This is a genomic window from Psychromonas hadalis ATCC BAA-638, from assembly GCF_000420245.1.
Lineage (GTDB): Bacteria > Pseudomonadota > Gammaproteobacteria > Enterobacterales > Psychromonadaceae > Psychromonas > Psychromonas hadalis.
In genome coordinates this window covers 24,856-36,236 of sequence record NZ_ATUO01000017.1, presented here as the reverse complement: position 1 = coordinate 36,236, position 11,381 = coordinate 24,856, and the positions used below count along the sequence as shown (strand labels likewise).

Genomic DNA, 11,381 nt, shown 5'->3' with positions numbered 1-11,381 from the left:
GATATTGATTCTTTTTGTCCCCTTCTCACGAGGAGAGTGGACTTTTTTGAAATCGTCTATCAATGCTCACACAGATTGTTTGATTAAATTGTTAAAGAGCGTGCCTTTCGGCGAGGTGCGTATAATACGCTAACCTTGAACCTTGTCAACATGTTATTTTAAATTACTTTAAAAGTTTTTGTTGGCTCAAACTCACTGAGTTTGTTGGTTCGGACTCGGTTAGTAACTTGCGTTAGTTGCCTTGTCTGTGGGGTCGCATTATAGGGATCTAAATCACCTTGGCAACTCTTTATTGCAATTAAATGTCAGATTATTAAAACGTTTATATTTACGTTTAGTTAATAAACAATTATTACCATTTTGTGATTTAAAATTACTATTCGCACCATCGTTTACTAATTTTATGTTCAATTTTAAGATGATCTAATAAACGCGCCACCATAAAGTCTTGTAAATCAGCGATAGATTGTGGCTGATGATAAAAACCGGGTGCTAATGGCATTACAGTGACCCCTAATTCTGACAGAGTAAGCATATTGCGTAAATGTAATGTAGAAAAAGGGGTTTCTCTTGGTGTGATAATAAGTAATCCCCTCTCTTTGAATATCACATCAGCGGCACGCTCAATCAAGTTATTAGAGAGTCCCTGTGCAATAGAAGCAAACGTGCCACAACTGCAGGGGCAGATAACCATTTTTTTCGGCGCAGATGATCCCGATGCGACTGGCGAAAACCAATCTTTACTGCCCAGTGCGATGATCTGTTTCTCTTTGCTATTAAAGCGCTTCTGTAAAAACAGATTTAATATTTCAATTTCTGTTGGCCAATCTTCATTAACTTCCGTTTTTAACACTATTTTAGCGGCATCGGATAACAGCAGGTATATTTGACAGTTGTTATCGACTAGCGCTTGTAACAAAGACAAGAAATAACCACTGCCCGATGCGCCTGTTACTGCTAAGGTAATTTTTTCACTAAACATCACTCACCTCCAAGCTTATCAAGTAGCTTTTGGTGAATATTACCAAAACCACCATTACTCATAATTAGAATGTGATCATTTGAGTTTGCAATGGCAACCAATTTGTCACAAAGAACATCTATATCATTTGATATATCCACATCTTTGCCCTGCTCGGCAAACATCTCTTGCATTGACCAACTAATACCTGCACTTTCAAAACAGTAAACATGATCAGCTTCATTAAGTGCGTTTACAATCGCTTCTTTATGTATGCCTAATTTCATGGTATTTGAGCGAGGCTCTAATACAGCAATGATTCTTTCATTACCTACTTTTGCGCGCAGTCCTGCAAGCGTAGTTTTAATCGCAGTAGGGTGATGGGCAAAATCGTCGTAAACGGTAATATTATTAACCTTACCTTTCACTTCCATACGGCGCTTAATACTTTTAAATTCAGCGAGTGCTTCAATGGAGATTTCAGCGGTCACGCCTACATGGCGAGCAGCTGCAATTGCACCAAGGGCATTAGCAACATTATGATCTCCCATTAACGGCCAATTTACCTGTCCCTTTTTCTCACTGTTGAAATAAACCTCGAACTGTGTGCCATCCTGTTTTACTTTTTGTGTTGACCAATTCCCCCCCAAGCTATTATCTAAATACTCGACTTCACTCCAACACCCCATATGCTTAACAGACATTAATGCTTGATCATGATTCGGCAAAATAATCCGCCCTGTACTTGGTACTGTGCGAATTAGATGATGAAACTGCTTTTTAATGGCATTTAAGTCATCAAAAATATCCGCATGATCAAATTCAAGGTTGTTTAATACCAAAGTACGTGGATGGTAATGCACAAACTTAGATCGTTTATCAAAAAAGGCACTGTCGTATTCATCTGCCTCAATGACAAAAAACGGTGTTTCACCTAAACGAGCAGATAAACCAAAGTTTTCTGGCACTCCACCAATTAAAAAACCGGGTTTCATGTGGGCGTATTCTAAAATCCAAGCAAGCATGCTCGAAGTGGATGTTTTACCATGCGTTCCAGCAACCGCTAATACCCAACGGTCTTTTAATACATGCTCTAATAACCATTGTGGCCCAGAGGTATACGGGATTTGTTTATCAAGTAGCGCTTCAACACAGGCATTACCACGGCTCATGGCATTACCAATTACCACCAAATCAGGCTTGCAATCTAATTGGCTTGGATCAAACCCTTGGATCAGCTCAATACCCTGCTCTTCAAGTTGTGTGCTCATAGGGGGATAAACATTTTTATCTGAGCCTGTTACTTTATAACCTAATGATTTGGCAAGAATAGCAACACCGCCCATAAAGGTGCCACAAATACCGAGAATATGAATATGCATAAAAACCTCAAAGATGAACTAGAATAGTGAGGGTAACTTAAAGATAAGTAATAAAAAAGGGCGAACACCTGTTGATGTTCGCCCTTTCAATATTTAAAAGTTTAATTGCTTAACCTTCAAACGCTTTCTGTAAAAATGGAATAATCTGTTTTTTACGACTGACAACACCCGGTAGCTCAAAAGCATGATCAATAACGGTACTGTTTAATGCTTTTGCTATTTTTTGTGCATCTTTAGAGATGATCAAAGCGGTGGTATCGAGTTTATTAATATCGGTTAATAAGACAATTGTTGAGTGGTAACCTTTGTCTGCTTGAAGTTGTCCCATCTCAACCAACATCTCATCTTTTTTGCTAAATGCCGTTTCAAGTGAGGTTAGCTCTAATTGACCGATAGCCAGTTTTTCACCCGCCATCTCAAACACTTTTTGGTCACGTAATATAAGTTCAGCAGCAGAAACGTCTGCGATATCAGATTTTGCTTCAAACTGTGCTTCTGCAAAGGCTTGCATATCGCTAACACCCGCAATTTCAGCGAGCGCTTTAGCTGCCACTTTATCGATGTCCGTGGTAGTTGGCCCTTTAAAATTAACCGTATCAGAAATAATGGCGCCCATCATCAGTTTGGCAACATCAGTATCAGGTGTTTGGTTATGGAATTTATACATGTTGTAAACAATCGTTGCACTACAACCCACAGGCCAGATCCAACACTCTAAGGGTGTAGATGTAGTAATGTCACCCAGTTTATGATGATCAACAATACCTAAGATTGTTGCTTTTTTCATGTCGCTAGTGCCTTGACCCCAATCAGAGTAATCAACAATAAAGATCTCTTCACCTGCGACTTCAGTGCGAATTTCAGGTGTTGCAAAATTAGCTTGTGCTAATAAGTATTGCGCTTCAGGATTTGGCTCACCTTGTAAAACAGGGGTCGCTGGGCGACCGATTTTGTTAAACAGCGCAGCAAGGCCGATAGCACTACATAAACTATCGCAATCTGGGTTTTGGTGTCCAAGTACTAACATCTTTATTACCTTTTATATTTGTTAATTAATATGCGCGCAGAATAACCGATCTAAATTTAAACTGTTAATCTTTTTCACGGCGTAGTTTTTTGACTTCTTGCGTTGAGAGCTCTCGATATTGTGGGCGATTGTTTGATTCATCGCCTTTGTAATAGCGACCATTTGAGGTACAAAAATAGAGTAGGTATCTATTTTTTAATAATACACAACTAGGGTTGATTGAAGATGACCAGCGATAATTTTCAGCATTGCGCTCCGCCTCTCGTCGCTTGTACTCCTCTGCACGCTCCCTTTTTTCATCAAAAACATCGTTACGAATTAATGAATCACTTTTTTCGATAGTGATTTTTCCCGCAAAGACAGAAAAAGAGAATAGGCTAACTAAGATAATGAAGAGTATTCGTTGCATCTCTCATGCCTTTTAAAGGTAATTGTTGTCTTTAAGATAGTTAATAATGACTTCTACTGCAACTTGTAATGGTTCATCACCATTTTCAACACGAATTTCTGCATGTTGTGGCTTTTCATAAACACTATCAATACCCGTGAAGTTTTTAATCTCTCCTGCTCGTGCTTTTTTGTATAAACCTTTGGGGTCGCGTAGCTCACAAATCGCTAATGGTGTATCCACAAAAATTTCGATAAACTCTGTTTCTGGTAGCAGTTGGCGTACTTGCTCTCTGTCAATACGATGCGGGGAGATAAAGGCCGTTAATACGATCAGTCCGGCATCAGACATCAACTTAGCGACTTCACCAATACGGCGAATGTTCTCTTTACGATCATCATCGCTAAAGGTTAACCCTTTGCATAAACCTAAACGAACATTGTCACCATCAAGCAAATAAGTGTGTGCACCCATTTTTACCAGTGCTTGCTCGACCGCACCTGCAACCGTTGATTTACCTGAGCCACTCAGCCCAGTGAACCACAATACGCAAGGTTTCTGCTTTTTTTGCTCACTGCGTTGTTTTTTATCAACAGCATGGTCATGCCAAACAATATTCTCATTAGTAGACATATAAGACTCTCTTAAAAGGGAAATAGCAACGGAATAGTAAACAGTACAACCGCTGAATATAAAATAGACATCGGAATGCCCATTTTCAAATAATCTTTAAACTCATAATCACCCGCACTATAAACCATCAAGTTTGTTTGATAACCATAAGGGGAGATAAAACTCGCACTTGCGCCAAAAATAACCGCCATAATAAACGGCATCGGATCGGAACCATAAGCGACCGATAAGCTATAAGCGATAGGAAACACTAACGCGGCAGCTGCATTGTTGGTGATAAGTTCGGTTAATAATAATGTCACAAAGTAGATGGCAATAAAGGCAGCTAATACACCATAACCGTTGAGGCTCGATTGTAATAACAGACCTAACCAATCCGCGAGTCCACTGCTTGACATTAAGTGTGCTAAAGAGAGTGCAGCGCCAACAATGGCCCAAATTTCTAAAGGAAAACGGCGACGTACTTCATTCCAGTTAAGTGCGCCCATTAACAACGAGCCAATAAGTAATACTAACAAACCTTTAAACAGTGGCACAATACTAAAAACGGAAAGTAGAATGACGCTAATGAAGCCAACAATCACACTGCAACTGCGGGTAAAATCTAAACGTGTACTGGCATCGATACCACTGATCACGACAAAATTACGGCGTAAATCTTTACTCTTTTCAAAGTTTTTACCCGGGGCTAATACCAATGTATCCCCTTCCCGCAGTTCAACTTTACCAAGCCCACCTTCAAGCGGACTATGCCCACGACGGATAGCAACCACCACAGCATCAAAATTTTCTCGAAAGTAACTCTCTTTTAAGGTCTTTCCGATCAAACTGGCAGAGGGACTGATGATCACTTCAACCAGATTTTGCCCTGTCAGTTGATGCTCTGCAAATAGCTCTAACCCTTGAATATCTTGCAACACAGAAACACTGCTCACGTCACCACAAAACAGTAATCTATCTTTCTCTTGAATCACTTCATCGGGTGATACTGGGCAAATTTTATCTCCCTCACGAACAATTTCAGCAAGGTAAATTTGTTGTAGGTTACGCAGGTTATTTTCACTGATACTTTTACCAATTAACGGCGAGCCTGTTTTTACTTTTGCTTCTAAAAAATAACTGGCTTGATCGCTATTATCTACACGTCGATCAGGTAACAAACGACTAAAAACGATTAATACAAATAGCCCGACAACGAGCCCCGCCAAACCGACCAACGTAAATTCAAAAAAACCTAAACTCGGTAGCCCCTTTTCCACCACAAAGCTGTTTACAATTAAGTTAGTTGATGTACCCACTAGCGTTAATGTGCCACCGCAAATAGCAGCATAAGAGAGGGGAATTAATAAACGTGAGGGTGCATGTTGATTATTACGTTTTACTGCGCTAATGAGCGAAGCAACCACGGCGGTATTATTCATAAAGGAGGATAAAAAGGCTGTTGACAGGGTTAATTTAAAGATGACTTGATTGTAACTGCCTTTGGAAAAACACTGACTGATCAACGCAATCAGTCGTGTTTTTTCTAATGCGCCCGAAATCACCATTAGTAAGACTAATGTTAATAGTGACTCGTTAGCAAAATTCGCCATCAACTCAGGCACTTCAATTAAACCACTGATATAACAGATAACCAATGCACCAACAAAAAGTAACGCAGGTTTGATTTTAGTGGTAATAAGCAATACCACTAACACTGTTAAAATGGCTAATACCGTTCCTTGGAGTGATGTCATTTTTTATTACTTGCTTAACTTAGTCAAATCAAGCGCTTGCCAATGTGGAAAATGCTTAATCACTAACTGGTTAAATTCAAGTTCAAACTCACTAAACTCATGTGTGGTAGTAACGGTATTTAGTACCTCTTTAATCATACCCGCACCAACAGTGACATTGGTTAAACGGTCGATAATAATAAAAGCACCTGTTGAAGTCACATTTTGGTAAAGATCAAAAACAACTTGTTCCGTTAATTGCACTTCGCAACAAGCTATTTCATTCAATTCAAGCGTATCAGCTTCTGTCTTCGCTAAGGTATTCACATCCACTTTAAAATCAATCGCCGTGATAGCACCGGTTGTTTTCTTAGTAGCGATTTTAATATCGTATTGCTTGTTAAGTTGTAACGCATCTTCTGTCATCCACACGATATCAGCTTTAAATGCATTACCCACAAAAGCGGGCTTATCCGTAGCCACCAATACATTACCGCGACTCACATCAATCTCATCATTTAATGTCAGTGTGATCGCTTGATCAGAAAAAGCAGTCTGTAACTCTCCATCGAAAGTAACAATCGCTTTAACCGTTGAGCTTTTACCTGATGGTAAAGAGGTAACACTGTCTCCAACCTTCACCGTGCCGGCAGCAATCGTACCGCTGAAACCACGAAAATCTAAGTTAGGACGATTCACGCATTGTACTGGTAGGCGAAATGGTGCATCACGGTTGGTGGATTTAATCGGTGCGTTTTCTAATAGTGTTAATAGCGAGCCACCGGTATACCAAGGGGTAAATTCACTGTCATTGACCACGTTGTCACCGTTAAGTGCAGAAAGTGGAATGAACTCGATAATGCGAGAATCACTGCCATTTTCTAATTCTTGTGCGAACTCAAGGTAACTGGCTTTGATCTCTTCAAATTTATCTTCTGAGAAATCCACCAAATCCATCTTATTAACCGCAACCACAAAATGCTTAATGCCCAGTAATGATGCGATAAAGCTATGACGTTTAGTTTGTGTTAATACGCCATAACGCGCATCAATCAAGATAACAGCAAGATCACAAGTAGAAGCGCCCGTTGCCATGTTACGTGTATATTGCTCATGCCCCGGCGTATCTGCAATAATAAATTTACGTTTCTTTGTTGAAAAGTAACGATAAGCCACATCAATGGTAATGCCTTGCTCACGCTCTGCAGCCAATCCATCGACCAACAGTGCTAAATCGATCTCGTTGCCATTAGTACCTGACTTTTGGCTGTCGTTGCGCAAAGTAGCTAACTGATCTTCATAAATTTGGTGCGAGTCATGTAACAAACGACCAATTAAGGTACTTTTACCATCATCTACACTACCGCAAGTTAATAGGCGCAATAGGCTTTTATGTTGTTGATCACTTAGGTATTTCTCTATACCTTTATCTTTGATCTCTGCTGATATATCTGAATTCATTATCTATCCTTAAGTAATTACTCAGGCCGTCGCCCTTTAAGTTTCGTTCAAATTAAAACTTCAGTTATCTGTCGATAACCATGTTGAAAAATGCTCATTTAAACCACTAAACTGCGCTTTTTCGCCTTGAACTAGACATAAATGGCTTAGTCCTGCGCATTTACGATCTGTGTTATATAAAACACTTAAAATTTTATAATCGTGACGGGTTGAAGCCTGTCTTAGAAATAACCTTCGCGCTTTTTAAGCTCCATCGAAGCCGATTGATCACTGTCAATTAATCGACCTTCACGCTCACTGGTGGTTGCCACTAGCATCTCTTCAATAATTTCAGGGAGTGTGGAAGCCGTAGAACTCACCGCACCCGTTAGTGGGTAACAACCAAGCGTTCTAAAGCGAACACTTTCCATCTTAATCTCTTCACCTTCCTCTAATACAAAGCGATCATCATCCACCATGATTTTAACGCCATCACGCTCAACAATAGGACGCTCTTTGGCAAGGTACAGTGGCACAATATCGATATCTTCTTGGTAGATATACTGCCAGATATCCAGTTCAGTCCAGTTTGAAAGAGGGAAAACACGGATACTTTCACCACGGTTTACTTGACCATTATAGGTATTCCAAAGCTCTGGACGCTGGCTTTTAGGCTCCCAACGGTGATTTTTATCACGGAATGAATACACACGCTCTTTCGCGCGAGATTTCTCTTCATCGCGACGCGCACCACCAAAAGCCGCATCAAATTTCCATTTATTCAATGCTTGTTTTAAACCTTGGGTTTTCATAATATCGGTATGCACTGAGCTACCATGAACAAACGGGTTAATATTCATATCAACCCCATCTTGGTTAGTATGTACTAACAATTCAAAGTCATATTTTTTCGCCATTTTATCACGGAAGGCGATCATCTCTTTGAATTTCCACGTGGTATCAACGTGCATCAATGGGAAAGGAATTTTACCCGGATAAAATGCTTTACGTGCAAGATGCAACATAACAGCAGAGTCTTTACCCACTGAATACATCATCACAGGGTTATCAAATTCAGCCGCGACTTCGCGGATGATATGAATACTTTCAGCTTCAAGTTGCTGAAGGTGGGTTAATCGTTCTGAGCTCATCTGTTTCTCCATTAAGCAAATTGCTTTATCAATAGAAACACTATAAAGATCTGCTTATAACAATAGAAATACTTAAACTGGATTTTTTATTACAAAAAAGAATAACGGAATTATAATAGCGAGACTAATAGGAGATAAAAATGCAATTAAATGAAGCCATCGCGAAACAAATTGTAGAGCGATCTATGAAAATAATTAAATACTCAGTCAATGTAATGGACGAGCAAGGCATTATTATCGGCTCAGGGGATGCACAGAGAATTAGTGCGCGTCATGAAGGGGCATTATTGGCCATTAATGAAAACCGTATTGTAGAGATAGATAACGCCACAGCCAAGCAGCTACGTGGCGTAAAACCTGGGATTAATCTGCCGATTATTTTTCAAGATAAAACCATCGGTGTGGTGGGCATTTCAGGTAACCCTGATGATGTACGTTTTTACGGTGGGCTGGTTAAAATGACGGCCGAGTTAATTGTTGAACAAGCTGAGCTTATCACCCAAATTCAATGGAATAAACGACATAGAGAAGAGTCAATACTGCAACTTGCTTTACCTTCAGAGTTAACAGAAACACAACTGCATTCCATCACCCAGCGCCTCAATTTAGATCCCATTCAACCGCGTATTGCAGTCCTGGTCAAAGTAACCCCTTTTGAAGGACAGCCACTATCACTTACGCATCTTCAAAGATTAGTACACCTTCTAGAATTTCCCGAGCGAGATAACCTTGTTGCCATTGTCTCTGTTTCTAAAAATGAAATATTAGTGTTAAAATCGATCATACTTGATGAATCAGGCTGGTCCTGTCAATTAGAAAAAAAACGCGCAAAAAAACTGATCCAGCGCATTACACTCGAAGAAAAATTCACCATCCGCATCGCCTTCGGTAATTATTTCCCAGATCTGAAAGGGTTAAGCCAGTCCTTTAAAAGTGCCAAAGCAACACTTGAGTCCTCCAACAGTAAAGATAATATCCTGTTTTACCAAGATCATATCCTGCCCGTTTTACTGCATGGATTAAAACAGGACTGTTGGTCTTACCAGCAACTGCTACAACCGCTGGAAAAATTAAGACAAAATGATCCGAAAGGGGTATTACTAAAAACCCTAAAGTTATTTTTTAGTCGAAACTGTGACATAGCACAAACATGCAAGGCTCTTTATATACACCGTAATACTTTACGTTATCGACTAGAAAAAATAGAACAGGAAACAGGGCTAAACATCAATAAGATAGACGATAAGACACGTTTATATTTATCGATAATGACCGTTACTTAATAATTTAAATTGTGCAACAGCACAAAAACAATCATTTCTCCTGTAGATAATTTGTTCAATTGCCTAAAGATTATTTATTTTATTTTCCGTACCTTGTGCATCTTCAATTAAACAAAAAGGAAGTACATAATATGGAAGTCTCAACCTTAGGTGCCTTGGTCGCACTTATTATTGCAATTGTTCTTATTTTAAAGAAAGTCCCTCCCGTATACGGCATGATGATAGGAGCGCTGATTGGTGGGGTTATCGGTGGCGTATCATTAACGGAAACCATCACTCTAATGATAGGTGGAGCACAAGGTATTACCACCGCCGTATTACGTATTTTAGCAGCAGGTATTTTAGCAGGTGTGCTGATTGAATCTGGCGCGGCAACTTCCATTGCCGAAACCATCATAAAGAAGGTCGGTGACACACATGCTTTACTCGCTTTAGCTATCGCTACGATGATATTAACCGCAGTAGGTGTGTTTGTTGATGTTGCCGTTATTACTATTGCCCCTATTGCCCTTGCTATCGCACAACGAGCAGATCTTTCTAAAATGGCAATTTTATTAGCAATGGTAGGCGGAGGAAAAGCAGGGAACGTCATGTCCCCAAATCCAAATGCCATTGCCGTTGCCGACGCATTTCATGTCCCCCTTACCTCGGTCATGCTTGCGGGTGTTATTCCTGGTTTATGTGGTTTATTTTTAGCTTATTTTATTGCCAAAAAACTGGTTAATAAAGGCAGTAAAGTATCCCCTCATGAGGTCATTAGTTTAGAGACAAGTCAGTTGCCTAGTTTTAAGGTCTCTATTGTTGCTCCTTTAGTTGCTATCTCATTATTATCCTTACGTCCTTTTGCAGGAATAAACATTGATCCTTTAATTGCCTTACCGTTAGGGGGCTTACTCGGAGCATTAGCAATGGGACGTTTTAAAGATATCAATAAATTTACAATTTCAGGATTAAATAGAATGGCACCCGTTGCCATTATGTTATTAGGTACAGGTACATTGGCAGGTATTATTGCTAATTCAGCTTTAAAAGGTACTCTTATTGATGTGTTAACAACATTAGGTCTACCTTCTTATTTACTTGCACCTATTTCTGGTTCATTAATGTCACTCGCTACCGCATCTACAACCGCAGGCTCAGCAGTTGCATCCAGTGTTTTCAGCCAGACCATTCTGGAATTAGGCGTACCCGCTTTAGCAGGTGCAGCCATGATCCATGCCGGTGCAACCGTACTTGATCACATGCCTCACGGTAGCTTTTTCCATGCCACTGGCGGTGCGGTGCATATGGATATTAAAGAACGTTTAAAACTGATCCCGTATGAATCAGCAGTGGGTCTGATGATCGCAATTGTTTCAACCCTTATGTTTGGCGTATTTGGCCTATTTGTTTAAAGGAAAA

General features: G+C 39.9%; 10 protein-coding genes. 2 read left to right on the top strand and 8 right to left on the bottom strand.

Translation table 11 applies throughout. The annotated features are described in order from the left end of the window. Positions 1-376: 376 nt before the first annotated feature. The 8 genes from G322_RS0103825 to cysD form a co-directional block, all read right to left on the bottom strand. Complete coding sequence (locus G322_RS0103825; RefSeq protein WP_022940489.1) at positions 377-982, bottom strand: flavin prenyltransferase UbiX; 606 nt, start codon at positions 980-982, stop codon at positions 377-379. Then, on the bottom strand, positions 982-2,343 hold the full coding sequence (mpl, locus tag G322_RS0103820) for a UDP-N-acetylmuramate:L-alanyl-gamma-D-glutamyl-meso-diaminopimelate ligase (protein WP_022940488.1): 1,362 nt from the start codon (positions 2,341-2,343) through the stop codon (positions 982-984). Before mpl ends, G322_RS0103825 begins: the two co-directional genes overlap by 1 nt. Positions 2,344-2,452: 109 nt before the next feature. Then, positions 2,453-3,370: a manganese-dependent inorganic pyrophosphatase gene (locus G322_RS0103815; protein WP_022940487.1), complete on the bottom strand. Its 918-nt coding sequence runs from the start codon at positions 3,368-3,370 to the stop codon at positions 2,453-2,455. 64 nt (positions 3,371-3,434) lie between these two features. Next, positions 3,435-3,779, bottom strand: coding sequence for a hypothetical protein (locus tag G322_RS0103810; RefSeq protein ID WP_022940486.1), 345 nt, complete (start codon positions 3,777-3,779; stop codon positions 3,435-3,437). Positions 3,780-3,791: 12 nt separating this feature from the next. Next, complete coding sequence (cysC, locus tag G322_RS0103805) at positions 3,792-4,391, bottom strand: adenylyl-sulfate kinase (RefSeq protein ID WP_022940485.1); 600 nt, start codon at positions 4,389-4,391, stop codon at positions 3,792-3,794. Positions 4,392-4,402: 11 nt separating this feature from the next. After that, positions 4,403-6,127 (bottom strand): SLC13 family permease, encoded by a 1,725-nt coding sequence (locus tag G322_RS0103800; RefSeq protein WP_022940484.1) that lies wholly within the window; start codon positions 6,125-6,127, stop codon positions 4,403-4,405. 6 nt (positions 6,128-6,133) lie between these two features. After that, the gene (gene cysN, locus G322_RS0103795; protein WP_022940483.1) at positions 6,134-7,567 is read right to left on the bottom strand and encodes a sulfate adenylyltransferase subunit CysN; all 1,434 of its coding nucleotides are present in this window, start codon (positions 7,565-7,567) and stop codon (positions 6,134-6,136) included. 221 nt (positions 7,568-7,788) lie between these two features. Further along, the gene (gene cysD, locus G322_RS0103790; protein WP_022940482.1) at positions 7,789-8,697 is read right to left on the bottom strand and encodes a sulfate adenylyltransferase subunit CysD; all 909 of its coding nucleotides are present in this window, start codon (positions 8,695-8,697) and stop codon (positions 7,789-7,791) included. A gap of 140 nt (positions 8,698-8,837) precedes the next feature. Here cysD and G322_RS0103785 point away from each other — a divergent pair, with 140 nt between their 5' ends. Both G322_RS0103785 and G322_RS0103780 read left to right on the top strand, forming a co-directional pair. Beyond that, positions 8,838-9,980, top strand: coding sequence for a sugar diacid recognition domain-containing protein (locus G322_RS0103785; protein ID WP_022940481.1), 1,143 nt, complete (start codon positions 8,838-8,840; stop codon positions 9,978-9,980). 131 nt (positions 9,981-10,111) lie between these two features. Beyond that, entirely contained in the window at positions 10,112-11,374 is a 1,263-nt protein-coding gene (locus tag G322_RS0103780) for a GntP family permease (RefSeq protein WP_022940480.1), read from the top strand. Positions 11,375-11,381 lie beyond the last annotated feature (7 nt).